Raw genomic sequence first — 24,413 nt, forward strand, 5'->3', positions numbered from 1 at the left:
TGGCGCTTTATCGCGAGCATCTATTCCCATGGCCAAAGTGCCCGGGCTAAAAATAACAAGGATATGGAATGAACAATTACCTTCGCCAACTTGGGCTGAGTGCAATTGCGCTGGCCGTTCTTTCAGGTTGTGCTGCTACCAGTGCTGAACAAACCTTAACCGCAGCAGTTACTGTGGTCGCCGCACCAACACTGGCGACACCGCCGGTTGCCGATCAACCTCTTACCTTGAATCAGATTATGGCCGACCCTGATTGGATGGGACTGACGGCAGAAGGCGCATATTGGAGCGATAACGGCGAATCAGTGCTGTTTTCTCGTGGTAAGAGTGCATCACGCCTACGTGATTACTACCGATTAAATATTGCCAGCGGCGAGACCGAAGCTCTGCCGTTAGCTGAGCTGCACAAGGCATCGCAACGTTTGGGCGTCTACAGTGCTGATAAAAAACGCAAAGCCTATGTGTATCAAAACAACTTGTTCGTGAAAGACATTGCCAGTGGCAACATCCAGCAACTCACTCGTCAAGCTGACCGCATCGACGGTGCCAGCTTCTTGAACAATGGCGATGTGGTTTATTGGCAAGGCGACAAGGTTTTCCAAATCGACAGCGCCAGCGGCATGGTTGCGGTGTTGGCCGACATTCGGTTTAGCAAAGCGCCAGAGGGCGTTAAAGACCCAAGCTCATTCCTCGCCAAGCAGCAAGCGCGCTTGATTCAATACGTGGCGCAAGAGCATGCGAAAGCCAAAGCGGCAGAAGATTACAAAGCGGTATTGCGCGCCGCAGACCCAACCATGGCGGCTGAGCCATTTTATCTCGGTGAGCAAGATGCGCTGCAAGAGCTGAGCGTATCGCCAGACGGGCAATACCTGTTCTTGGTGCTGCAAGACAAAAATTACACTGGCCGCGCGCAAAGCGACATCATGCCGAACTACATTCATGCCGATGGCGAGATTGAGTCTGTGCCAGTACGCGCTCGGGTTGCCGAAGATGATGTACCGGGGCAACGTTTTGTGGTGTTGGACTTGGCCAAACATAGCCAAAAGGATGTCACCATCGAAGGCTTAACTGGCTATAACGAAGATGTGTTAGCCAAGGTTAAAGCTGAAAATGCTAAAGCTGAAGGCAAGCAATATCAAAGCGAAACCAAACCGCGCAAAATCCGTTTGATTGAAGACTGGAGCTGGGTGCAAAGCGCTCTGCAGTGGCAAGATGGCAAACCTGTGTTAGCTGTCATGGTGGAAGCAGTTGATAACAAAGACCGTTGGATTGCCACGGTTGATCTGCAGAAGGGCAAGTTTGTTACCCAACACCGCCTGCATGATGATGCGTGGATTAACTATGATCACAACCAATTTGGTTGGTTGCCGAACAGCGACACCTTGTTCTATCTGTCTGAACAATCCGGCTATGCACAACTGTATATCAAACCTTTGGCTGGCAAAGAAAAGGCGTTAACCAGCGGCAACTATGTGGTGAGTGATGTGACCGTCGGGCCAAAGGCACAATACATCTATTACAAGGCCAACAAAGATCATCCCGGTAAATACAATGTTTATCGCGTTGAACTGGCCACTGGTAAAAATGAGCAGTTGACCGATTGGACGGGCACCTTGGATTATCAACTGAATCCAAGCGGCGATAGCTTGTTGCTGACCGCATCACAACTCACCAAACCTGATGAGTTGTATCTGCAGCCAATTGGCGGCGAACTCAAGCAACTGACCAATTACACCAGCGCAGAGTTTGCTAACTATCCTTGGCAGGCGCCAGAGATTATCGAAGTGCCATCTACCCACGGTGCCGGTAAAGTTTATGCCCGTTTATATCTGCCAAAAGGCTTTGATAAGCGCCGCGCAGAGAAGTATCCGGCCGTTATCTTTAACCACGGAGCGGGCTACCTGCAGGAAGTGCACTATGGCTTCTCGGGTTATTTCCGCGAGTTCATGTTCAACAATTTGTTGGCGCAGCAAGGCTACGTTGTGCTGGATATGGATTACCGCGGCTCAAAAGGCTATGGCCGTGATTGGCGTACTGCCATCTATCGCAACATGGGTCACCCAGAAGTGGAAGACTTGAAAGATGGTGTGGCGTGGATGGTACAAAATACCAACATCGACCCAACCCGCGTAGGCACCTATGGTGGCTCTTATGGCGGCTTCCTGACCTTTATGTCGATGTTCCGTGAGCCTGAGTTGTTCAAAGCGGGTGCAGCGTTGCGTCCAGTTGCGGATTGGGCTCACTACAACACGGGCTATACCTCAAACATTCTCAACACGCCGGATGATGATGCAATTGCTTATAACCGTAGCTCTCCGATTGAGTTTGCCGCGGGACTGAAAAACCATCTGCTGATATTGGGTGGCGTGGTGGATAACAACGTATTCTTCCAAGACAGTGTGCGTTTGGTGCAGCACTTAATTGAGCTGGAAAACCCGAACTTTGATATGGCGTACTATCCGGTTGAACCGCATGGTTTCCGTCAGCCTTCAAGTTGGTTAGATGAATACCGCCGTATTTTCCGCTTGTTTGAAACTGACGTAAAACCGCTTAAAAAATAACGTTTAGCGGCATTGAAGAATATTAGGCTCCTACTCAGGAGCCTATTTTTTGTCTGAGCGGCGTGCTACTGACATCATTGCGGCTATCGACAGCGCAACTCGGCGATATCTAACGTAAAAAGGGGTGAGGCCGATAACGTATACAGTTAGAATAGGCCATCATCCCAGTTTACGACCTGTAGGAAACAGAGACTTTGGTTGCTTCTTTAGTCGGCGGTGCAAAACCGTCAGCCATTAACGACATCGAACAACGCTTTTATAAACAGCTGATTTCCGGGCAGCAGCGTGGTGCTGTGTCAAATCCGTTGGATGCAGAGCTTGAAGCTATCGCCCATAAAATCGCGGTAGAACGTGAGGCCGCGATAAAACGTTTGGAAAAGAAGCAGCAAGCACAGCAGCTGGTGGCGCAACTCACCGAGCAGCTGACAAAGTTATTACAGGCAGAATTAGGTAACCGTTTATCGCAACCGCAACTGTTTCTTAAAGACAGTGCCGTTTCAGACAAACAACTGTTACTACTGGAATTACTAAACTCTCCTCGGGTTGACCTAAACCGTATTCGGCCGATTGTTGCGGAAATTGGCTGGTTGGGGCGCGATATCACCGCCATCGTAAATAGCCCATCATTTATGGCGCGTCGGCAACAACACAGTGATACCCAAGTAAACGATCTGAAAGTCGCGTTGGCGTATATCGGGCTCGATAATTTACGAGCCTACATTCCTTACTATGTGTGCCGCTATTGGTTATCGCAATCACCGAGTTTGCTGTGGGTCAGTCGTAAGGTTTGGCGTTATTCGCAGCTGCAAGGCATCGCAGCGCGCGCCTTGGCCGAGCTACATCAACAAGATCCGACCTTGTTTTACACCATTGCACTGATGAAGCAGCTGGGCATGTCGGTGATGTTAAGTGTCAGTGCGGATGTTTTTGAGCAACTGCGCCACACTTGGATGCGCCAAGCCTTGGTGGAGCGCGACAGCGCCTTGCATGATGCCTTGTCTGTGTGTGAATTCCCGCTAGATTTGGTATGGCCGATGATTGCCGAACAAAGTTTAGCGTTGACGTGGAAACTGCCTGAAAGCTTAGGCTTCGCTGATGTTAAAGCTGTGTCTATTCTACGTGAACTTACCGAAGCAAAAGGGGTTGTGGCGCTGTCTGATGACGCTAAAATTATCGCTAAATCCTCTTGTTATGCTAAATGCATGCTGCTTGATGAAGGGCAACAATTGAGCTTCAACGAACGGCAATTGATGTACCGTTACTATGAATTGAGCGAACAAGAAGCGATCCGACTCAGCGGGCAAAACTTCCGCAAAACAGAAGCCGTCTAAGCTGTACGCTTAGCTTGCCAACCAGTATTTTCTCCGCCTAAAAAATTCGCCTAAGGAGTGCTTCATTCTTAGGCGTATCACTGTTACCATTCGGATAATTATTCACTCATATCGAATAATTAAACAAATTGATGAGTTTGTGTTTTTTTTGTGACTATTTATGCCATCAAACCAGCTGAATAATGCCTGTTTAGCGCACTATATCAACTTGTTATTCAAAATCGGTTTGTGCGCGTCATTTACTAATGTAATCAATCTGGTGTTTTGATCACATTTAAGCTAAGTATGTCACATATACCAAACGCATTCTCGCAGTAGCATTCGATCAAAACCATTGGTAACACTGCGGCAGAAGCGTAGATAAAGCCACCTTCTGTGAAGAAAGGATTAGCAATAATGACAGTAGAAATTAAGTTGACCCGCGAGCAATTCGACGAAGTTATGGTGCCTAATTATGCACCATCCCCTATCATTCCGGTAAAAGGGGAAGGCAGCCGAGTTTGGGATCAGCAAGGACAGGAGTTTATCGATTTTGCTGGTGGTATCGCGGTCACCGCATTGGGGCATTGTCACCCAGCGTTGGTTGCTGCATTGAAAGAGCAGGGCGAAAAACTGTGGCATCTATCAAACGTGATGACCAACGAGCCTGCGCTGGAACTTGCCACTAAACTGGTGAACGCCACATTTGCCGACAAAGTCTTTTTTGCCAACTCAGGTGCAGAAGCAAACGAAGCGGCGTTGAAACTGGCGCGTCGCTATGCGTTTGATAAATATGGTGAAGGCAAAGACCAAATTATTGCATTCGATAAGGCGTTCCACGGCCGTACCTTTTTCACAGTAAGTGTTGGTGGTCAAGCAACCTACTCTGATGGTTTTGGACCAAAGCCTCAAGGCATTACTCACATTCCTTACAATGATATTGCGGCACTTGAAGCAACTGTGTCTGAAGCCACTTGCGCCATTATGATTGAACCGCTGCAAGGCGAGGGCGGCATTATTAGCCCAGATCCAGAATTCCTCAGCAAAGTGCGTGAGTTAGCGGATAAATACAACGCGCTGCTGATCTTTGATGAAGTACAAACCGGTGTTGGCCGTACTGGCGATCTCTATGCCTACATGGGCACAGATGTCACGCCTGACATTTTGACTTCTGCCAAGGCGATTGGCGGTGGCTTCCCATTAGCGGCGATGCTGACCACCAATGAGATTGCAGCACACTTTAAAGTGGGCACACACGGTTCTACCTACGGTGGTAACCCGCTGGCGTGCGCTATTGGCAACGCAGTATTGGATATCGTCAACACCCCCGAAGTGCTCGACGGTGTGAAGCAGCGTGAGCAACTGTTCCGCGATGGCCTAAATGCCATCAACGACAAATACCACGTATTTTCACAAATTCGCGGTAAAGGCTTGTTGCTCGGCGGCGTGCTGAATGAAAAATATCAAGGCCGTAGCCGTGACTTCCTGTTGGCCTCTATCGATAACGGCTTAATGACCCTAGTTGCAGGGGCAAATGTGGTGCGTTTTGCGCCTTCGCTGATCATTCCTGAAGCAGATATTGCTGAAGGTTTACAACGCTTTGAAGCTGCAGTCGCACAGGTGGTAGCTGGTTAGCTTATCTCAAACTGTCACGTTTGAGGTACGCAGTTTCGATCCCATCCGGGGACAAAACTGTCCCCGTTGTTTGGTTGGGAGAAGGGAGAACTTAACCATGTTAGTCATCAGGCCGATCCGTCACAGCGACTTCGCAGCGCTACGCACCATTGCCGTAGAATCCGGTCATGGATTCACTTCACTACCTGTTAATGATGAGCTACTGGCGGCAAAAATTGCCCGCTCGGAAGCGTCTTTTATTAAAGCGATTGAGCGCCCCGGTCATGAAGGCTATCTGCTGGTGCTCGAAGATACCGATACGGGTGAGGTAGTCGGCACCTGCGGTATCGAAGCGGCTGTCGGGCAGCAAGATGCTTTCTACCATTATCGCTTGGGTACCGAAGTTTATTATTCCAGTCAAATAGGCGTGCGCAATGAAGTGGAAACCTTAACTCTGTGCCACGACTACACCGGCTCAGCCGAACTGTGCACTCTGTTTTTGCGGCCTAATTATCGCCGTGGGTTCAATGGCCGTTTGCTCTCGCGTGTGCGATTTATGTTGTTAGCGCAATTTCCTGAGCGTTTTGGCGAAACCGTCATTGCGGAAATGCGTGGCATTAGTGATGAACAGGGCAATTCGCCATTTTACGCTTGGTTACAAGAGCACTTTTTGGGGATTGAGTTTACTCAAGCGGATTACCTTTCGGGACTTGGGCAAAAGTCTTTTATGGCTGAAATGATGCCGCGCAGCCCAGTGTATGTCTGTTTGTTGCCCGAGGTTGCACAGCGGGTGATTGGCGAAGTGCACAACAATACTCGCCCCGCACTCAGCATGCTGCAGGCCGAAGGATTTCGCTGGCGTAACTATATCGATATTTTTGATGCAGGCCCCACGGTGGAATGTAGCCGCGATGATATTCGCTCGGTGAAAGAGAGCCGCTTGTTTACGGTCAATATCGCTGATATCGCAGTAAACGCCGAGGCGCCACAATACATTGTCGCCAATACTCAATTAGCCGATTTTCGTGCCACGCTCACCACGCTGCAACTTGATGAAGACAGAGATACGGTGACCATTTCTCACGCACTTGCCAAGGCGTTGCTGCTGAACGATGGCCAGCAAATGCGAGTGCTCGCAATATAGGAATTTGTTATGACACAGCTGATTAACGGAACATGGCAAGCAGGTGACGGCGCCCCCATGGCGTCGTTTAATCCCGCCAATGGTGCGCAGATTTGGCAAGGTAATGCTGCCACCGCGCAGCAGGTGAACAGCGCCGTGAGCGCTGCAGCTGAGGCACAATTTGCTTGGTACATGCAGGGGTTTGAAAAGCGCCTCGCCATCGTTGAAGCCTATAAAGTGCAGCTTGAACAACACCGCGATGAAATGGCGACGCTGATTGCTGAAGAGACCGGCAAGCCGCTATGGGAAACCGTGACCGAAGCGACCGCAATGATCGGCAAAATTGCACTGTCAGCCAAAGCTTATCTGCAGCGCACAGGCACGACTGAGAGCGAATTGCCAGTAGCTCGTGCGGTACTGCGGCATAAGCCTCATGGCGTGGTAGCGGTGTTCGGCCCCTATAACTTTCCTGGGCATTTGCCCAATGGTCACATTGTGCCAGCGCTATTGGCGGGTAACACGGTTGTGTTTAAGCCATCGGAGCAAACACCTGCCGTGGCTGAGTTAATGCTAAAACTGTGGCAACAGGCGGGCTTACCGGCTGGGGTGCTAAACCTTGTTCAGGGCGAAGTGGATACGGGCAAAGCCCTGGCCTCGCATCCACGTATTGATGGTTTGTTCTTTACTGGCAGTTCGCGCACTGGGCAGATGCTACATCAACAGTTTGGCGGTCGTCCGGGCACAATACTCGCGCTGGAAATGGGCGGTAATAATCCGTTAATCGTGCGTGATGTGGCCGATGTTAAAGCCGCTGTGCACGAAATCATTCAATCGGCTTATATCTCCGCTGGGCAACGTTGTACCTGTGCCCGTCGTTTGTTAGTACCCAAAGGTGAGCAAGGTGATGCTTTGATTACCGCGCTGGTTGCGGCAGTGAAGCAGATCCGTGTCGCGCCATGGAACGCAGAGCCACAACCTTTTATGGGGGCGATGATTTCCCACAATGCGGCCAAGGCCATGCTGCAAGCGCAAGCTAAATTGCTGGATTTGGGCGGCACGGCGTTGGTGGCAATGACTATGTTAGCGGAAGGTACTGGTTTGGTATCACCAGCGTTGATCGATGTGACTGCGGTTGCTGAGTTACCTGATGAAGAATACTTTGGCCCGCTGTTGCAGTTGATCCGGTACGACAGTTTCGATGAGGCGATTAATATCGCCAATAATACTCGCTACGGCTTGTCTGCTGGTTTGTTATCCGATAGCCGCGAAGAGTTCGATTACTTCCTCGCGCGCAGTCGGGCTGGCATTGTGAACTGGAATAAGCAGATCACCGGTGCTGCGGGATCTGCCCCGTTTGGTGGTATTGGTGATTCAGGTAATCACCGCCCGAGCGCATTTTACGCGGCGGATTACTGTGCTTACCCCGTGGCCTCAATGGAAGCAGATAGCCTGAGCTTGCCAGAAACACTCAGCCCAGGTTTAACCCTTTAAGCTTGTGCGCATCGGTGTTGTGCTGTCCCGATGCGGTGGATCGTCAAGGAGTTGCTATGCATCAGAATATTGATTCACTGTTTACCGCCATGTGGCACGATTATGTGCGAATGACCCCATCGGCAGCCAAAATTCATGATTTGTTAGCGCAAGATGATGAAATAATTAATGATCATATTGCGCTGCGTACCTTTAATTTACCCAAGGTCGGCTTGCCTGTATTGGCGGCGCATTTTGAAGCGCTGGGCTATCGTGCGGCGGGTGAGTATGAATTCAAGCAGAAAAAGCTCAAAGCCAAACATTTTGAACACCCAGATGCCACCAAGCCCAAGGTGTTTATCTCGGAATTGTTAGTAGAACAATTTAGCCCTTGGTTGCAGCAGACGGTGGCTGAGCTGGTGGCGCAAGTCGATGCCGCTGCTGTGATTGACGATGAGTTTCTCTACTCTGGGCGCCATTGGCAGTTAAATTTTGCCACCTATGAAAAACTGCTCGCTGAAAGTGAATATGCTGCCTGGTTAGCCGCCTTTGGCTATCGTGCAAACCATTTTACTGTGTCCATCAATCATCTGCGCCATTATGATACTATTGTGGCGGTGAACGACACCCTTAAGCATGCGGGGATTGTGCTCAATAGCGCTGGCGGTGAAGTCAAAGGATCTGCGCAAGTGATGCTGGAGCAATCATCCACCATGGCGGATCAAATCCCAGTGGCATTTACCGACGGCGATCATACCATCCCGAGCTGTTTTTATGAGTTTGCACTGCGATATCCGCAGGCGGATGGACGTTTGTATTCGGGGTTTGTTGAGGCGTCAGCCGATAAGATTTTTGAGAGTACCAACGCCAAAGCCTGAACCTTATAAATAAAAAATGCGCCATTGGGCGCATTTTTTTCATCTCTACATAATCCCCACATAATCACCAAATAGGCGCGATTGGCCGTGGTGATTGTTTAACTCGCTTACTGATTTAATTTAAGAAATGCATCAACCGCGCTTTCAACAATTTCACGGATACGCTTGGCCGATGGCTTGCCAATCGCGCCGAGTGAGTAGGGCATCACTAACTCAGCTTCCAGCAAGCCTTTAAACTGCATGGCTGCGTGCCAAGGCTCAATATCGACTCGTAACTCATTGCTGGCGATACGCGAGGCTAAAAAGCGGCAGACGTTATCCCAGCCCTGCTTAGGGCCTTTCTCATAAAACTTTTTCCCCAGTTCGCTCTTGCCTGCTTCCGCCATCACCATGCGGTGAATCGCCATAATTTCAGGGGTTAAGATGGAGTCGAGGTAGTTAATCCCAAACTCGAGCATGCTGCTGCGAATATCCTTGGCTTGATTGAGCGAATGAAAGGCGTTGGCGATCTGCTCTGTGGCCGATGACTCCATTACCGCGTAGAAAATTTCGTCCTTGGAGGAAAAATAGTTGTACAAGGTCGCTTTTGAACCACCGAGCTGCTGCGAAATGTAAGACATTGAAGTTTTTTCAAAGCCTTGGTTAAAAAAAGCCTCTTTAGCTATCTCTATGATTGCCTGTCTTTTTTCTTCAGTTTTTACGCGCATCTTAGGTTCCAATCCTTGCTTACTGTTTGAGAGTTTCGCTTGACTAAACGCCCCTGTCAAGAATATAACTGTACGGTACAGTTTACTTATGGAGGTTGATGTGACTCATCACGTACGCCCCAAGTGGCAACCGCTGGCATTGGTGTCGCTGGCTGTTTTTGGGGTTTTAGGGCTCAATGGCTGCGCTTTGCATGATGCCGATGCGCAAGTATCTGCTCTGCAGCAAAGCAGTGCGCCGGCATTTGCCAAAGCATTTGCCGAGCAAAATGAAATTAGTTGGCCAACCAGCGCTTGGTGGCAGCGCTATCAGGACGCGCAGCTCAATGCGTTGGTGGAGCATGCGTTAGCGCAAGCGCCTACCATCAAAATGGCCGCAGCCCGAGTACAGCAAGCACAAGCGATGACGCAACAAGTGGGAGCGGCTGAGTTGCCGCAGCTTGGTATGGCAGCATCAGCCTCTGAGACTAAAGTCAGCTATCGCTATCAAGCCTATAATCCGCCGAAAAATTGGAACGATTATGGCTCGCTGACGTTGAACTTCAGCTATGACATCGATTTCTGGAACAAGAATAAGAGTGCGGTTGCCGCAGCCTCATCGGAATATGCTGCTGCACTGGCGGAGCAGGCTTCTGCTCAGTTAATGCTCACCACGGCCATCGCCAACGCTTATGCAGAATTAGCACGCTTGTACGCCAACCTCGATACCGTGACAGCCGCACTGCAAGTACGCCAGAAAACCGCGGAGTTGTTGACGCAGCGATTTGATAACGGCCTAGAAAACCGTGGCACTGTTAGCCAAGCGCAAGCGGTGGCCAAAAGCGCTAACGCTGAAGTATTAGCGGTGCAAGAGTCCATCATGTTGCAAAAACATGCATTGGCAGCGTTGTTAGGCGCAGGGCCTGATCAAGCCTTAACCATCGACCGTCCAGCAATTCAATTGAGTCAAAGCTTTGGTTTACCTGCAAACGCGGGATTGGGCTTGCTAGCGCATCGCCCTGATGTCACCGCGGCACGCTGGCGCGCACAAGCGGCGGCTTACCAAATTGGCGTGGCCAAAGCGCAGTTTTACCCCGATGTCAGCCTGTCGGCATTTGTTGGGATACAAGCCTTTGGACTTAACAGCCTGTTTGATAGTGGCAACGATGCTGGCAGTGTTGGCCCAGCGATCTATCTGCCGCTGTTCTCTGGTGGTCGTTTACAAGGACAGTTGAGCGCTGCAGAAGCTGGGTTTGATTTGGCTGCTGCCAGCTATCAACAAACCTTGGCCAATGCGCTGCAAGAAGTAGCCGACGTGCTCACCAGCACGCAAGCGCTGGATGGTCAGATTAGCGAAACCCAAGCCGCTGTAGATGCCGCGGAAGAGGCCCATCAAATCGCCAGCAATCGCTATCGCGGCGGTTTGGCAACCTATCTTGAAGTGTTGACTGCCGAAGACCGCTTGCTTGGTAGTAAGCGTGCCTTGGTTAATCTGCAATCGCGGGCATTTTCGTTAGATCTGGCGCTAGTACATGCGTTGGGCGGCGGTTATCAATCACATCAGTCTTAGTTCATAGGGTGTAAACATGAGTTCGCAACAGGTTTCTGAGCAGCCATTTGATGCTGTCAACGCACAAGCTGCGCGTAAAAAAGGCTTCACCGTATTAGTTGCGGTAATCGTACTGGTGGCGATTTGTACCACTGCGTACTGGTATTTTGTTGGTTCGCGCTATATCTCGACCGATAACGCCTATGCGGCCACCGAAATTGCCGCGGTGACGCCTGCCGTTGGGGGGATTGTCGCCAAGGTGAATGTGGTTGATACCCAGTGGGTGAATCAAGGCGATGTCTTGGTGGTCATTGATAACAGCGATGCCAAGCTCGCGTTTGAGCGTGCTAAAGCCGATTTAGCATTAGCCAAACGCCGCGTTGAAGGCTATATGGCCAACGATGAAGGCTTAGCCGCGTTAGTGGCGGCACGTGAGGCTGACCAACAACGTGCGGCGGCGCAGTTAGAGGTGGCGCAAGCGGATTTTGCGCGCGCAAAACTCGATCTAAAACGTCGTGAAAACCTGATCCAATCTGGCTCAGTGTCGGGCGAAGAGATGAGTAATGCCAAAACTGCATTTGCTCAAGCACAGGCAAACTTAAATGCTGCCAAAGCCGCTGCTGCACAGGCGCAAGCTAATCGCTTATCGACTATTGGCAACAAAAAGGCCAATGCGGTTTATATCGTCGATACAACGGTTGATACCAACCCGGAAGTGCTGCAAGCAAAAGCGCGTTTTGAACAAGCCAAAATTGATCTGGCACGTACAGTTATCCATGCACCTGTGAGCGGTATTGTGGCGCAACGTAGTGTGCAAGTCGGTCGTCGCGTACAAGTGGGTGAGCCGTTGATGGCAGTTGTACCCGTACAAAATATGCACGTCGACGCTAACTTCAAAGAGGTGGAACTTGGCAAGTTACAAGTTGGCCAACCAGTTGAAGTAACGGCAGATCTCTACGGCGATGAGATTATCTATCACGGGGTGGTTACCGGTGTCTCTGGCGGTACAGGTTCGGCGTTTTCTGCCATCCCCGCGCAAAACGCGACCGGTAACTGGATTAAGGTAGTACAACGTTTACCGGTACGGATTGGTTTAGATCCGGAAGAGTTAGCCAAGCATCCTCTGCATGTGGGTTTATCGATGGAAGTGACCATTGATACCGCCGCGCCATTGAACAAGGACGCTATCGCCGCAGTGGCAGACAGACAACAGCTGACTGAAGGCTAAGGCTGGCACAGATGAATCAGACTGATTTAGCTGAATCGCCCATTACCGAACCGCAGCCGCTGACCGGATTAGCGCTATTTGGTGGTGTACTATGCTTGGCTATGGCGAACTTCTTGGCGATTTTGGATACCACTATCGCCAACGTGTCGGTGGCCAATATTGCCGGTAGCCTTGGTACATCAACCAGCCAAGGCACTTACGTCATCACCTCTTATGCGGTGGCTGAAGCGATATCCGTGCCGTTAACCGGTTGGCTGTCACGCCGCTTTGGCTCAGTGCGGGTGTTTGTGACTTGTCTTATCTTGTTCGGCGTGTTCTCGCTGCTGTGTGGTATGGCCACAAGTATGACCATGCTGGTGGCCTGTCGGGTATTTTTGGGGCTGTCGGGTGGCCCTATGATGCCGCTATCGCAGACTTTGATGATCCGCATCTTTCCCAAAGATAAGAGTCACGCGGCAATAGGTATCTGGAGTATGACCACGCTGGTGGCGCCGATCATGGGACCCATCCTCGGCGGGGTACTGTGTGATCAGTTCTCGTGGCCCTACATCTTTTATTTTAAAGTGCCGTTTGCCATTTTAGCGGGCATCGCTTGCTGGAAAATCATCGGTGGCTTTGAAACTAAAGTGGTGAAAGCGGCTATCGACAAGATGGGTTTGCTGCTGTTGGTGGTGTGGGTTGGCGCGCTGCAGATCATGCTTGATGAAGGTAAAGACCATGATTGGTTCGCCTCTACGCGGATTACCGTGTTGGCGATTATTGCACTGATTGGCTTCATCTCATTCTTGATTTGGGAGCTGACGGAACGCCATCCAGTGGTGGACTTGCGGGTGTTCAGGCATCGGGGCTTTTCGGCCAGTATGTTGACCTTGAGCTTAGGCTTTGGGGCGTTTTTTGGCATCACGGTGATCACCCCTCTGTGGCTACAGATCTACATGGGCTACACAGCTACTGAGTCGGGCTATGCCACTGCCACCATGGGGATTATTGCGGTGTTTATCGCGCCAGCGATTGCTGCTGCAGTCAGTAAGTTTGATCCGCGGCCATTCGTGTTCTTTGGCGTGCTGTGGCTCGGATTATGGACTTGGCTGCGCGCCAGCAACAACATGGATATGACCTTCTGGCAGATCAGTTTGCCGATGTTTTTCCAAGGGATTGGGATGCCGCTGTTCTTTGTGCCGTTAACCGCGATTGCCTTAGGCTGCGTAAAACCTTCCGAGATGGACTCTGCTGCTGGCTTGTTCAACTTTATTCGAACCTTGTCGGGGGCATTTGCCACGTCGATGGTGAATACCGCATGGGAAAATGAAACTACTTATGTGCATGCTGAGCTATCGGGGTTAACCGATAGAGTGGGCGTTGCAGCGCAGCAGATGCAAGCTGGGGGGATGACCCATGAGCAAACCCTCAATTCATTGAATTGGCTGTTACAGCAGCAAAGCTCGATGATTGCGACCAACCAGATCTTTATGTGGGTGGCGGCCATCTTTGCGGTGGGGGCGTTTGCGATTTGGCTGTCGCCTAAGCCAACCCATACCGTTGATCCTGGCGCGAGTCATTAATGGTCAAAAGCTCCTCAATTGAGGAGCTTTTTGTTGGTGATTAGCTCGGAAAAATAGCAAAAAGACTAACCACCGCCGCCATGCCAATGGCCACGACCTGACGGAATATTACCGCACTGCAGGTAGGTATCACTGCCGCCACCCACGCCGGCAGTAACGCTGACGCTGCCTGCATCGGCAAAGATATTAAACACACCACTGCTGACATCATCGGTCAGCGGATCATCAAGATAGCCAGTACAGCTATAGCCTACGCGATAATCACCTTCATCGAGGTATCCCATGCCAAAATACCAATTTCCATCATCATCTTGATGCAAAGGCGCGACGGCGATTGGCGCAGTCATACCTGAAGGCGTGGTCGTTGACACATCGGCCATCTGGTTAATCGCGCTGACGGTAGCAGGATAGAGGTAGGCAAGATGGACAAAGTTGCCACTGGGAGCCACCGCATTCGGATTGGCTGCTTCACAACTGGCAATCCATTGTGGGTCCATATCCCCGAGTAGATGCCCCATCTGCAGGTTGTTCACACTACGGATGCCGCTTTGTGCCAGCTGATAGCCGTTTTGTTGCCGATATTGCAGCCCTTGATAAAGGCTGACTTCCAGCGTGTAGGCGTGGGTTTGATCGCGCTGCATGGTAAAATTTGGCAGCGGGATGACGCCATCTTCAACCTGCAACGCGTGTTGGCCTTGACCATCAATCACATAACAGCCGTTATTGCCGTCCCCTTGCATGACTGACAAGTAAACATTGTGATATTGGCCAACCGGCAGGTCGAAATTTTGCAAAAGCGGGATGCTCGCTTTGCCTTGATAATCGAGCAGATTAATCAGGGTGTTTTGCAGTGTGTAGCGGTGTTCTGCATGGTTGGCGTCGGTCATCACCAATTGGCCGAGTTGCAAGCGTACCGCAGAGACATTACCCATGGGCGAGTCGGATAATGCGATTGAGAGTTTACCGGTTTCTTTGATTGCTGCTGCGTCATCACTCCCGCCGCAGGCAGTGAGGGCACAGATGGCAGAAACCAGTAGCCCAGTGTGGTAGAGCTTCATGTTGGGCTCCTGTGTTAGTGAAGTGCACTAACAAGTGTAAAAGCACCTTATGGCTGCTGCCTAGATTCAGCGCTTTTACTGATGTATATCAAATATTAGCGATGAGTAAAGTGTGTGGGCAATGCTCCGCTTTGAGGTTGAGTTGTTGCTTAGGCATGGCTTAGGGTGACACGCAGTCCACCTAATGCTGGGCTGCTGTCAAAGTTGATCTCAAACTGATACTGCTCGGCGATATCTTTCACAATTGATAACCCCAGACCGTGGCCGGCCACTTCTTCATCGAGTCGCTTGCCGCGGCGAGTCAGTTTATCCAACTGCGCTTCTGGCACGCCGGAACCATCATCCTCAACACTGATAAATATTCTGCCTTGCTGCGGCCATACGCGGATAAGAACTTGGCTCGTTGCCCATTTGAAGGCGTTGTCGAGCAGATTACCCAGTAGCTCCATACCGTCTTCACGGTGAATTGGTAGTCGAGTGATCTGTGCTGCTAGGTCGAATTTTAGTTGAATTGACTTATGGTGATACACCTTTTGCAGGGTATTGCTGAGACTGTCGATATCTCGTGGCAGCACCATTTGCGCCGCTGGCAGCATATCGCCAGTGGCCCGCGCAGCGGCCAGCTTACGCTCGATCATATTGTGGATCTGCTGCAACTGTTGGTCGAGCAGTTGTGCAGTCTGCGGATCTTTAAGTGCTAACACTTCAACCTGCTGCCGCATTACTGCTAGTGGTGTTTTTAAACCGTGGCTGAGATTGCCTAAGTTATTGCGGCTGCGCTGAATTTGGACTCCAGTGTATTCCAACAAGCCGTTATAGGTTTCCGCCAGCGGCTTAATCTCTGCCGGCATCTGGCTGATATCCAGCGAATTTGTTTCGCCTTGGCGAAGTTTAGCCAGTGCCTGCTTTACGCCAGCAATTGGCTTAAATGACTGATGCAGAATGATAAATATCCCGATAATCATCGCGGCTAACATGGCGAGGTTGCCCAGCAATTTGGTGCCATACACTTCGCGAAATACTTTACGGCCAATACTGAGATCTTGCGCAACAGTCAGGGTAACGGTGCCGCTGGGTGACAGGGTCGGCAGTCCGATAGACAGCAATTGAATATCGTGTTTTTTCGGGCCTTTCGCTTGCCAAACACGGGTTTTACCGGCTTCGAGCGGCATTACACTGAGGTGCTGATCCCAAAGCGAGCGCGAGCGGATTTCAGTTTCACCGGCATTCAGCTGATAGTAACGGCCAGAGTAAGCGGGTTTATAAAAGCTCGACAGTTCGCCAGCGTTTATACTGATGTCCTTGGCGCTAATTTGCGTGGCAATCTCAACTTGAGTGATATCTTCGCGCAAGCGGTCGATAATCGAATCGTGAAACGCTTGCCGAAGCATGGATTCGATATAGATTAAGCTTACCAAGGAGCTGAACATCACCAAGCAGGTGAGCCAGATGGTGAGCTTGAGCCGAATGGACATCATAACTTATTGAATGCCGTGAAAAATGTAGCCTTGGCCGCGACGAGTTTCAATAGCAGTTTTGCCGAGCTTTTTACGTAAGTGGGTCACATAAACTTCAACGACGTTACTCTCTTTTTCGTCATCAAATTGGTAAAGCTTGTCGCTTAGCTGATTCTTGGACAGCAATTTTTTAGGCGATAACAGGAAGATACGCAGCAGGCGAAACTCCATTGCTGTCAGTTCATAACGCTGCTCACCCACGTCGACCGTTTGCTCAGATTCATCTAAGGTGATGCCGCCGAAGCTGAGTTGCTTATTAGGGGCGGTTGCGCGGCCGTGACTGCGAGAAATCACTGCTTGCAGGCGTGCCAGCAGTTCCTGCGTGTGAAACGGTTTACCGAGATAGTCATCCGCGCCTGCGTTAAAGCCTTCGACCTTTTCGTGCCATTGGCTACGTGCAGTGAGCATAATCACCGGTGTGCTGATCTCCTGCTGACGCCAATGTTGCAATAGCTCTAGACCGTTGCCATCAGGCAAGCCAATATCAAGCACTACGCAGTCATATGGGCTTTCTTTGAGTAGATAGTCAGCGTCCATGGCGTTGTTTGCCACATCGGTGACATAGCCAGCGGTTTTGAGTTGCTTAGTCAGCTCGCCAACCAATAACTCATTATCTTCAACGAGCAGTAGCTTCATCGGGTAAACAATCTCCTGGTAGCTTGTCAGGGCTTATCAGTCGGCCATCACTGGCATCGACAATCAGGCTTTGGACTATGCCCTGACGAAACTTGGTATATAAATCATAACGCCAATGCCCGTCGGAATGATACAAGTGGGCATCAAGTAGTTCGGCATCGCAGTGGCGCAGTAGCTCAGCGAGTGTCTGATCTAACGAGCGGATTACGCCAGAAGCCACTAACGACTTTGCTAATTCGTGGTCGGGTTCAAGAGGGTGGGCTTGATCGTGGGCGAACACAGAAAATGGCAATAACACACATGTCAGCAGGCTGAAATAACGCTTTAAATTCAGTCGTGTCATGGTGCTCCACCAAATAAAAATGGCCAGAATTTTCATTCCGGCCATTCTAGGTTTGCAGCATTAACTCAAGCTGAAGCTATCAGCGAGTACCATATACTACGATAGTTTTACCGTGTGCTTGGATGAGGTTTTGCTCTTCCAGCATCTTCAGAATACGGCCAACTGTCTCACGTGAACAGCCAACGATTTGGCCGATCTCTTGACGGGTAATTTTGATTTGCATGCCGTCTGGGTGAGTCATTGCATCCGGTTGTTGTGCCAAATGCAGCAGCGTTTGTGCAATACGACCAGCAACGTCCAAGAACGCAAGGTTACCCACTTTCTGACTAGTGTTTTGCAGACGGTGTGCCATCTGCGCAGCCAGTTTCATCAGAATTTCTGGGTTAACTTGGATAAGCTGTTTGAATTTCTTGTAGGAAATCTCGGCAATCTCACATGCCTGTTTCGCACGTACCCATGCGGTACGTTCTGCTTGTTCTTCAAACAAACCTAATTCGCCAATGAAATCACCCTGGTTTAAATATGACAGGATCATCTCTTTGCCTTCGTCGTCCTTGATCAATACAGCGACAGAGCCTTTTACGATGTAGTACAAAGTATCTGAGTCTTCGCCAGCATGGATCAATGTACTTTTGGCTGGATACTTATGAATGTGACAGTGAGATAAAAACCATTCCAGCGTAGGATCTGGTTTTGGCTTACCAATCAGAGCCATGCCTGTGTTCCTCGATTGATTGAAGTAAAGTTAGGTTATGCTAAATAACTAAAGCGAGTCAAATTTTCGTCTATTGTCCCGAAACATATGCCTATAACGACACACTGTTGAGTTTTCTTTGTTAATTAACGCAACCATTTTGATACTTTAGTGATATATGTCAATTAATACCGTGTAAATCAACCATTAGGATTCCGGTCTTGTAGGTCAAGTCACAATCAGTCGTTACCCCTACGTCTTATGCGTAGAATTTTGCTGAAAAATTGGGCAGATTAACGCAGTATTTTCGAGGTTTGTCGCTCGACATTACGGGGTAAATCTGGCTAACTGAGTGGCTCGTAGTTTAGATGAGGTTTCAGGCTTGAGGTATTCCGCAGTTATCTTTGGTGTCGTGGGTGGGTTGTTAACCTTGTCAGCGCAAGTGGCGGCGTTTAGCTTGCCGCAGCCGCAGCAAGATCAGATCGCAGGTCGCGTGGCGCTGATCCAATACAATGCTGAACGTGGTGAAGCACAGTCGCAATATCTGTTGGGGTTGATGTACATCTCTGGTCGTTATGTTGACAAAGATATTGATAGCGGAATGGGGTTACTTAAACAGGCCGCAGCCGCAAATAATGCCGACGCTCAGCGCGCACTGGCCGACTTAAGTTTTGAAGGGCGCATTGTTGCGCGAGACCTTTCGACCGCGGAGCATTGGTATCGCAAATTGGCGGAAACGGGCGACCATTGGGCCAACTTCCGTTTGGGCTTTGTTTATGCCGCTGGTGGTGCTGGCGTAGTGCGAGATTGCGGCAAAGCGGTGAAACACTTTTCTGATGCGGGCGATAAAGTGTCTATGGGTAATGTCGTGTGGATTTTGGCGACCTGTCCAGAGTCTCAGTTTCGTGATGGTGAGCGTGCTGTTGCGCTGGCAACTGAGCTATTAAAAGTTAATGAAGCCGACCCGACCTTTCTTGATAATCTTGCCGCCGCATATGCGGAGACCGGTGACTATGCCAACGCGGTAAAAACCCAACAGCAGGCATTAGTGCAGTTACATTTAAGTGCCAATCAACAGCTGAAAACCAAAGAAGATGAATTTCAGAAGCGCTTAGACAATTACCTTAACCACAAGCCTTATCGTGAGATTTTGCCACTCGACTAGGTATCGAAGATTCTTTGATGGTAAGACGGTGATGGTAAGAGCGTGATGCTGAGAATGTGGTGCAGTGCGTGTGTTGAAGAGAATGATGACATACTCAGTTAACAGACAGATTGTGGTGGGGGAATCCGGATACCTGAGTATGTCATCTACCAGTCTTTCAATGAAATCCTGATGCTGCTCAGCATACGGAGCACCAATTAAGCCAACATTAATTGTCCGCTTGCGGATCTGCTTTATTTTGCGCTTGTGCCTCAAGGGCTTCCATCGCTAAACAGGCTTTACGTTTTTCCATCAACTCGCGGATCAGTGGGGTGAGGATCAGCTCCATCGCTAATGACATCTTGCCGCCCGGCACCACCAAGGTGTTGACCCGCGACATAAACGACCCTTGGATCATACGCAGATAGTAAGGGAAATCGACATTGTCCATTCCGCGAAAACGGATCACCACAAAGCTTTCATCTAGGCTCGGGATATCTTTGGCGCTAAATGGGTTTGAGGTGTCGACGGTGGGGACGCGCTGGAAGTTGATATGGGTGCGAGAAAACTGCGGCGTAATATGGTTGATGTAATCTTCCATTGAACGCACGATGGAGCCCATCACTTTCTCTTTGCTATGGCCGCGCTCTGAGGTGTCGCGAATGATCTTTTGAATCCACTCTAAGTTCACAATTGGCACCATGCCGATAAGCAAATCGACGTGTTGCGCCACGTTGTGTTCTGGCGTAACGACCGCGCCGTGCAAGCCTTCGTAGTAAAGCATATCGGTATCATCTGGCAGCGGTTGCCACTGGGTAAACGTCCCCGGCATCTGGTTGTACGGTACGGCTTCATCAAAGGTGTGCAGATACGAGCGGGTTTCACCCACACCGCAGTTCCCATAGTCCACAAAACACTTTTCAAGTCGGGCAAAGTCATTTGCCTCAGAGCCAAAATAACTGATATTACGATTTTCCGCCTTGGCTTTGCGGATCATCACTTCCATCTCGGCGCGGGTGTAGTGGTGAAAGCTGTCTCCTTCCACATACGCTGCATTAATTCCCAACTGGCGAAAGATATGACTGAACGCAGTTGTGGTGGTTGTAGTACCAGCACCAGAGGAACCTGTCACAGCGATAATCGGATGTTTTACAGACATTTTTTATACCGTTAATGTTGCGAGCGCGAGGGAGGAGATATGTTGTATTAACGTGAATATAACATATCGGGCGGTAATAACTTATAAGGTAGTGACGCGATTAGGTCAATCATTCGCTGATTGGGGTGCGGCGTGAGATCTCCTCTCGGCTGCGTATCGCAATGGATTCATCTTCCTCACTGTACTCCACTAATAGCTCTTTTTTCTTGAGCATAATCATGCATTTTGCGGTTGCTTGTTGCATTGCCTCTGCATCCAGTTCCACAAAGCTGCCGTCTTCAATTTGTGACAGCAGATACTCGTGGATCAAGTTTTCTAAGGTTTCACGCGGTAAGCTTTGTAAGGCATCAAACGGGACTAACATCGTGCTGCTCCTGAAGAAAGCCGATAATACGTTGTTCTAAATAGTAACGTGGTCGCCACGGTGTCCCACCATTGATAAAGCCCACATGCCCACCTTGTGGGCAAAGCTCATAGGTTACGGCGGCGGGAAGCGCATTGGCGTTGAGTAACACCGCTTCGCTCATAAAGGGATCGTCAGCGGCGTGCAGAATCAAGGTTGGCCGACAAATCTGCTCAATCAGCGGCTTGGCGCTGGATTGCTGATAGTAGTCGTCAGCATTGGCAAATCCGTGTAGCGGCGCAGTGAGCTGATCGTCAAAGCGATAAAAGGTGTTGAGTTCATCAATGTTTGCATGGGTAATCTGCGGATGTTGTCGCTGTTTGGCGCGCATTTTTTGCTGTAACTGCTTGAGCAAATAGCGCTGATAAACTCGTGAGAATCCTTGCTCTAATTTGCGTGAGCAACTCGCCAGCATCAGCGGTGCCGACACTATCACCGCGGCATCGACCAAACTGCGTTGTTGCTGTTCTGCCTGATACTTGGCTAGTACATTGCCGCCCAGACTGTAGCCAACGGCCCACAGCGGTTGCTGCGGATAGCGTTGCTTGATCAGCGTTAAGCTGTTGTGCAGATCGGCGGTGTCGCCACTGTGATAACTGCGTGGCAAACGGTTGGCTTCACCCGAGCAACCACGGTGATGATGCACCACCGCATTTAATTTTGCTTGCCGGCAATAATGCATGATTCGCCGCGCATAATGAGATTTCGCGCTGCCTTCTAAGCCATGCACTACAACCACAATCGGTGCGCCTTCATGCCAGTCGTTTAGCCAATCTAAATCGATAAAATCACCATCTGCCAACTCGACACGTTCACGTTTGAATGCTGGCAGTGGTGGTTTCGTCAGAACCGGCAGAATGGTTTGAAGATGTGGGCTTTTAGCCCACCAAGGTGCTTTAAACATCAGTGGCATATTGTTTAATTACAGAACAAACGGCGGCGAAGAATAATGAATTTGAGTGTAACACGAAGCCGGCAGCTGCACGGCTTCATTTGAGATTAGGGATGATTAACCCGACAGATGTTCGCGCATACTGCGCTTTATGCCGCCGCGGTGAGTTCCGGGAATTGCTCGATGGAGAGGTTAAACATCGACAGGTAGCAGTTAAGATTCCAGTGGGGCGCTTGATAGGGTTGCGCCGCATAGTTCTGATTCAGTTTGTTCAGAATCAAGCGTTGGCCGTTACGCTCCAACATTAATTCTACATCCAACATGCGGCGATATTCTTGCTCTTGCAGCTGTGATTTAGACAAGCAACGCAGTTTGCGAAACGGCGCTAAAAACTTTTGTTGCCAGCTATTAAACTCAAGCTGTAATCGTTCCCAGCAATCTTCACCTAAGGCGATAGTGCGTTGATCCAGTGTCATTGCCAGTAGCAGCAAATTGACCGCTAAGCCGTATTCATCTTGCAACGCAATACAGGTACTTTGTAGCGAATGATAAAGCTGATCGCCATCTTGCCATAGCGAGCTATCAAATACGCGTTGTTCTACCATTTGCCACTCCTCCCTGCATCCGTGTCAGGTAAAACTGAGGCGCACTAACTGTTAAGTGCCTCTGCCTCAATGTCATCTATTTGCTCTTGCAGTTCAAGCCACGCCATCTCACTTTCTTCAAGTTGTTGGCTCAATTGTGTGCGCTCCGCCAAAATTTGGGTCAAGGTGGCTTTATTTTGTGTTTCGTACAAACTGGTATCGGCCAGTTGTGCTTCTAATTCACCGAGGCGTTGATTGCACTTTTGCTGTTCGGTTTCTAACTTGGTTTGCTGTTTTTTCAGAGGCGACAGTTTTTGTCTTAATTCGGCTTCAATCCGCTTCTGCAGTTTTTTATCTTGCTGCGGTTTTACGCTGTCAGCTTCAGGTTGGGCTTGTGATTTTGCCGCCTTGGCAGCTTCAAGTAACCATTGATGATAGTCATCTAGATCGCCGTTAAAGCTCTCTACCTCGCCATTATCAACGAGGTAGTAATCATCACAGGTCAGGCGTAACAGGTGGCGGTCGTGCGACACAATGACCATCGCGCCTTCAAAGCCTTGCAGTGCCACTGTTAATGCGTGGCGCATGTCCAAATCGAGGTGGTTGGTGGGTTCGTCAAGCAGCAGCAGGTTGGGGCGTTGCCACACCAATAACGCCAATACTAAACGGGCTTTTTCACCGCCAGAAAATGGCCGCACGGGTGCTAGCGCCATATCGCCGTGGAAGCCAAAACCACCGAGAAAATCACGCAGCTCCTGTTCGCGGGTATTGGGTGCCAGTCGTTGCAGATGCATCAGCGGCGAGTCATCAAGGCTCAAAAATTCAATCTGATGCTGGGCAAAGTAACCAATGCTCAGGCCCGGATTGGGTTCATACTTGCCGCGCATGGCTTGTAGCTCACCGGCCAGCAGTTTGATAAGGGTTGATTTACCTGCACCGTTGCGACCCAGCAGGCCGATACGAGCGCCGGGCACCAAGTTAAGATGCACTGAATTTAAAATGGTGACATCGCCATAGCCTACGGCGACCTTTTCCATCGCGACCAACGGATTGGGCAACGCATGGGGAGCGAGGAATTCCATATGGAACTCACTGTCTGCCTTGGCTGGCATCAGTTCTGCCATCTTTTCTAACGCTTTTAAGCGGCTTTGCGCTTGGCGCGCTTTACTGGCTTTATAGCGAAAACGATCCACAAACGATTGCATATGAGCGCGTTCACGTTGCTGCCGTTCAAAGGCCACTTGTTGTTGCACCATGCGCTCAGCACGAATTCGTTCAAAGGCGCTGTAGTTACCTTTGTAATAATTCAACTGCTGGTTTTCGACGTGAATAATTTCATCCACCACACCGTCAATAAAATCGCGGTCGTGGCTGATCAGCACCAGCGTGCCTTGGTAGCTCTTTAGCCAACTCTCCAACCAAAACATGGTGTCGAGATCCAAGTGGTTGGTGGGTTCGTCGAGCAGCAGCAAATCGGAACGACACAACAGTGCTTGCGCCAAGTTAAGCCGCATACGCCAGCCACCGGAAAAACTTTTCACCGGATTGCTTTGCTTTTCTTCGCTGAAACCTAGCCCGGCGAGCAGAGTACCGGCGCGGGAACGAATGCTGTAGCCACCGACAGCGTCGAGTTTGCCATGTAAATCGGCAATTTTATGGCCGTCATTGCTGGCTTCAGCTGCAGCCAACTGCTGCTCTAACGCGCGAAATTCACGATCGCCGTCCAGCACATATTCCAAAGCGGAAACCTCTAACGCTGGGGTTTCTTGCGCAACCGTGGCAATTTGCCACTGGCTTGGCACTTGGATATCGCCCTTATCCAACTGGAGTTTGCCCATGATCAGTGCCAACAATGAGGATTTGCCGGTACCGTTGGCGCCTACCAGCCCGACTTTGTGGCCGGGATATAGCGTCATGGAGGCTTCGCTCAGCAGCGTTTTGCTGCCACGGATAAGTTCTGCTTGGGAAATGGTGATCATCTACAGCGCTGGTTCTACATATAGCC

General features: G+C 50.1%; 21 protein-coding genes. 10 read left to right on the top strand and 11 right to left on the bottom strand.

Translation table 11 applies throughout. The features are described 5' to 3' along the window. Nucleotides 1-68 precede the first annotated feature (68 nt). The 6 genes from JYB87_RS03585 to JYB87_RS03610 all read left to right on the top strand — a co-directional run bounded on the left by JYB87_RS03585 (nt 69) and on the right by JYB87_RS03610 (nt 8,956). Complete coding sequence (locus tag JYB87_RS03585; protein ID WP_207355548.1) at nt 69-2,561, top strand: S9 family peptidase; 2,493 nt, start codon at nt 69-71, stop codon at nt 2,559-2,561. A gap of 194 nt (nt 2,562-2,755) precedes the next feature. Continuing rightward, on the top strand, nt 2,756-3,892 hold the full coding sequence (locus JYB87_RS03590) for an HDOD domain-containing protein (RefSeq protein WP_207355549.1): 1,137 nt from the start codon (nt 2,756-2,758) through the stop codon (nt 3,890-3,892). 396 nt (nt 3,893-4,288) lie between these two features. Next, on the top strand, nt 4,289-5,506 hold the full coding sequence (locus JYB87_RS03595) for an aspartate aminotransferase family protein (RefSeq protein ID WP_207355550.1): 1,218 nt from the start codon (nt 4,289-4,291) through the stop codon (nt 5,504-5,506). 97 nt (nt 5,507-5,603) lie between these two features. Continuing rightward, a complete protein-coding gene (gene astA, locus JYB87_RS03600) occupies nt 5,604-6,629 on the top strand; it encodes an arginine N-succinyltransferase (RefSeq protein ID WP_207355551.1) in 1,026 nt (341 codons plus the stop codon). 9 nt (nt 6,630-6,638) lie between these two features. Continuing rightward, nucleotides 6,639-8,099, top strand: a complete 1,461-nt coding sequence (gene astD, locus JYB87_RS03605; RefSeq protein WP_207355552.1) for a succinylglutamate-semialdehyde dehydrogenase — start codon at nt 6,639-6,641, stop codon at nt 8,097-8,099. 56 nt (nt 8,100-8,155) lie between these two features. After that, entirely contained in the window at nt 8,156-8,956 is an 801-nt protein-coding gene (locus JYB87_RS03610) for a DUF1338 domain-containing protein (RefSeq protein WP_207355553.1), read from the top strand. 107 nt (nt 8,957-9,063) lie between these two features. Here JYB87_RS03610 and JYB87_RS03615 read toward each other — a convergent pair whose 3' ends face one another. Continuing rightward, nucleotides 9,064-9,663 carry a TetR/AcrR family transcriptional regulator gene (locus JYB87_RS03615; RefSeq protein ID WP_207355554.1) on the bottom strand — a complete coding sequence of 200 codons (600 nt, stop codon included), beginning with the start codon at nt 9,661-9,663 and terminating at the stop codon, nt 9,064-9,066. 100 nt (nt 9,664-9,763) lie between these two features. Here JYB87_RS03615 and JYB87_RS03620 point away from each other — a divergent pair, with 100 nt between their 5' ends. Genes JYB87_RS03620 through JYB87_RS03630 form a run of 3 tightly spaced genes read left to right on the top strand, consistent with a single transcriptional unit; the run spans nt 9,764 to nt 13,978 of the window. After that, nucleotides 9,764-11,209, top strand: coding sequence for an efflux transporter outer membrane subunit (locus JYB87_RS03620; protein WP_324032479.1), 1,446 nt, complete (start codon nt 9,764-9,766; stop codon nt 11,207-11,209). A 16-nt stretch (nt 11,210-11,225) separates the two neighbouring features. Next, nucleotides 11,226-12,416 carry an HlyD family secretion protein gene (locus JYB87_RS03625; RefSeq protein WP_207355556.1) on the top strand — a complete coding sequence of 397 codons (1,191 nt, stop codon included), beginning with the start codon at nt 11,226-11,228 and terminating at the stop codon, nt 12,414-12,416. An 11-nt stretch (nt 12,417-12,427) separates the two neighbouring features. Further along, nucleotides 12,428-13,978 carry a DHA2 family efflux MFS transporter permease subunit gene (locus tag JYB87_RS03630; protein WP_207355557.1) on the top strand — a complete coding sequence of 517 codons (1,551 nt, stop codon included), beginning with the start codon at nt 12,428-12,430 and terminating at the stop codon, nt 13,976-13,978. 65 nt (nt 13,979-14,043) lie between these two features. Here JYB87_RS03630 and JYB87_RS03635 read toward each other — a convergent pair whose 3' ends face one another. The 5 genes from JYB87_RS03635 to crp form a co-directional block, all read right to left on the bottom strand. Next, a complete protein-coding gene (locus JYB87_RS03635) occupies nt 14,044-15,036 on the bottom strand; it encodes a DUF4382 domain-containing protein (protein ID WP_207355558.1) in 993 nt (330 codons plus the stop codon). 149 nt (nt 15,037-15,185) lie between these two features. Further along, the gene (locus tag JYB87_RS03640; protein ID WP_207355559.1) at nt 15,186-16,514 is read right to left on the bottom strand and encodes an ATP-binding protein; all 1,329 of its coding nucleotides are present in this window, start codon (nt 16,512-16,514) and stop codon (nt 15,186-15,188) included. 3 nt (nt 16,515-16,517) lie between these two features. Continuing rightward, nucleotides 16,518-17,189, bottom strand: coding sequence for a response regulator transcription factor (locus tag JYB87_RS03645; RefSeq protein WP_207355560.1), 672 nt, complete (start codon nt 17,187-17,189; stop codon nt 16,518-16,520). Next, on the bottom strand, nt 17,170-17,532 hold the full coding sequence (locus tag JYB87_RS03650) for a PepSY domain-containing protein (RefSeq protein WP_207355561.1): 363 nt from the start codon (nt 17,530-17,532) through the stop codon (nt 17,170-17,172). Before JYB87_RS03650 ends, JYB87_RS03645 begins: the two co-directional genes overlap by 20 nt. A 79-nt stretch (nt 17,533-17,611) precedes the next feature. Next, entirely contained in the window at nt 17,612-18,247 is a 636-nt protein-coding gene (gene crp, locus JYB87_RS03655; RefSeq protein WP_037442706.1) for a cAMP-activated global transcriptional regulator CRP, read from the bottom strand. A gap of 361 nt (nt 18,248-18,608) precedes the next feature. Here crp and JYB87_RS03660 point away from each other — a divergent pair, with 361 nt between their 5' ends. Further along, a complete protein-coding gene (locus tag JYB87_RS03660) occupies nt 18,609-19,391 on the top strand; it encodes a tetratricopeptide repeat protein (protein WP_207355562.1) in 783 nt (260 codons plus the stop codon). A 208-nt stretch (nt 19,392-19,599) separates the two neighbouring features. On the opposite strand, the gene JYB87_RS03665 is transcribed toward JYB87_RS03660, so the two are convergent. The 5 genes from JYB87_RS03665 to JYB87_RS03685 all read right to left on the bottom strand — a co-directional run bounded on the left by JYB87_RS03665 (nt 19,600) and on the right by JYB87_RS03685 (nt 24,387). Next, nucleotides 19,600-20,529 carry a phosphoribulokinase gene (locus JYB87_RS03665; RefSeq protein WP_207355563.1) on the bottom strand — a complete coding sequence of 310 codons (930 nt, stop codon included), beginning with the start codon at nt 20,527-20,529 and terminating at the stop codon, nt 19,600-19,602. A 109-nt stretch (nt 20,530-20,638) separates the two neighbouring features. Beyond that, on the bottom strand, nt 20,639-20,893 hold the full coding sequence (locus tag JYB87_RS03670) for a YheU family protein (RefSeq protein ID WP_207355564.1): 255 nt from the start codon (nt 20,891-20,893) through the stop codon (nt 20,639-20,641). Further along, a complete protein-coding gene (locus JYB87_RS03675; RefSeq protein ID WP_207355565.1) occupies nt 20,877-21,845 on the bottom strand; it encodes a hydrolase in 969 nt (322 codons plus the stop codon). The genes JYB87_RS03670 and JYB87_RS03675 overlap by 17 nt, the downstream gene beginning before the upstream one ends. A 128-nt stretch (nt 21,846-21,973) precedes the next feature. Next, nucleotides 21,974-22,429 (bottom strand): TIGR02444 family protein, encoded by a 456-nt coding sequence (locus JYB87_RS03680; protein ID WP_207355566.1) that lies wholly within the window; start codon nt 22,427-22,429, stop codon nt 21,974-21,976. Between the two features lie 44 nt (nt 22,430-22,473). Then, a complete protein-coding gene (locus JYB87_RS03685; protein ID WP_207355567.1) occupies nt 22,474-24,387 on the bottom strand; it encodes an ABC transporter ATP-binding protein in 1,914 nt (637 codons plus the stop codon). Between the last annotated feature and the right edge of the window lie 26 nt (nt 24,388-24,413).

The organism is Shewanella avicenniae, from assembly GCF_017354945.1.
Taxonomy (GTDB): domain Bacteria; phylum Pseudomonadota; class Gammaproteobacteria; order Enterobacterales; family Shewanellaceae; genus Shewanella; species Shewanella avicenniae.

What these genes read in the sequence shown, in the direction of transcription:
- JYB87_RS03675 (WP_207355565.1), bottom strand. Translation starts at nt 21,845, where the DNA reads ATGCCACTGATGTTTAAAGCACCTTGGTGGGCTAAAAGCCCACATCTT.
- crp (WP_037442706.1), bottom strand. Translation starts at nt 18,247, where the DNA reads ATGGCTCTGATTGGTAAGCCAAAACCAGATCCTACGCTGGAATGGTTT.
- JYB87_RS03685 (WP_207355567.1), bottom strand. Translation starts at nt 24,387, where the DNA reads ATGATCACCATTTCCCAAGCAGAACTTATCCGTGGCAGCAAAACGCTG.
- JYB87_RS03635 (WP_207355558.1), bottom strand. Translation starts at nt 15,036, where the DNA reads ATGAAGCTCTACCACACTGGGCTACTGGTTTCTGCCATCTGTGCCCTC.
- JYB87_RS03615 (WP_207355554.1), bottom strand. Translation starts at nt 9,663, where the DNA reads ATGCGCGTAAAAACTGAAGAAAAAAGACAGGCAATCATAGAGATAGCT.
- JYB87_RS03665 (WP_207355563.1), bottom strand. Translation starts at nt 20,529, where the DNA reads ATGTCTGTAAAACATCCGATTATCGCTGTGACAGGTTCCTCTGGTGCT.
- JYB87_RS03585 (WP_207355548.1), top strand. Translation starts at nt 69, where the DNA reads ATGAACAATTACCTTCGCCAACTTGGGCTGAGTGCAATTGCGCTGGCC.
- JYB87_RS03645 (WP_207355560.1), bottom strand. Translation starts at nt 17,189, where the DNA reads ATGAAGCTACTGCTCGTTGAAGATAATGAGTTATTGGTTGGCGAGCTG.
- JYB87_RS03595 (WP_207355550.1), top strand. Translation starts at nt 4,289, where the DNA reads ATGACAGTAGAAATTAAGTTGACCCGCGAGCAATTCGACGAAGTTATG.
- JYB87_RS03625 (WP_207355556.1), top strand. Translation starts at nt 11,226, where the DNA reads ATGAGTTCGCAACAGGTTTCTGAGCAGCCATTTGATGCTGTCAACGCA.
- astA (WP_207355551.1), top strand. Translation starts at nt 5,604, where the DNA reads ATGTTAGTCATCAGGCCGATCCGTCACAGCGACTTCGCAGCGCTACGC.
- JYB87_RS03650 (WP_207355561.1), bottom strand. Translation starts at nt 17,532, where the DNA reads ATGACACGACTGAATTTAAAGCGTTATTTCAGCCTGCTGACATGTGTG.
- astD (WP_207355552.1), top strand. Translation starts at nt 6,639, where the DNA reads ATGACACAGCTGATTAACGGAACATGGCAAGCAGGTGACGGCGCCCCC.
- JYB87_RS03640 (WP_207355559.1), bottom strand. Translation starts at nt 16,514, where the DNA reads ATGATGTCCATTCGGCTCAAGCTCACCATCTGGCTCACCTGCTTGGTG.
- JYB87_RS03680 (WP_207355566.1), bottom strand. Translation starts at nt 22,429, where the DNA reads ATGGTAGAACAACGCGTATTTGATAGCTCGCTATGGCAAGATGGCGAT.
- JYB87_RS03610 (WP_207355553.1), top strand. Translation starts at nt 8,156, where the DNA reads ATGCATCAGAATATTGATTCACTGTTTACCGCCATGTGGCACGATTAT.
- JYB87_RS03630 (WP_207355557.1), top strand. Translation starts at nt 12,428, where the DNA reads ATGAATCAGACTGATTTAGCTGAATCGCCCATTACCGAACCGCAGCCG.
- JYB87_RS03670 (WP_207355564.1), bottom strand. Translation starts at nt 20,893, where the DNA reads ATGTTAGTCCCGTTTGATGCCTTACAAAGCTTACCGCGTGAAACCTTA.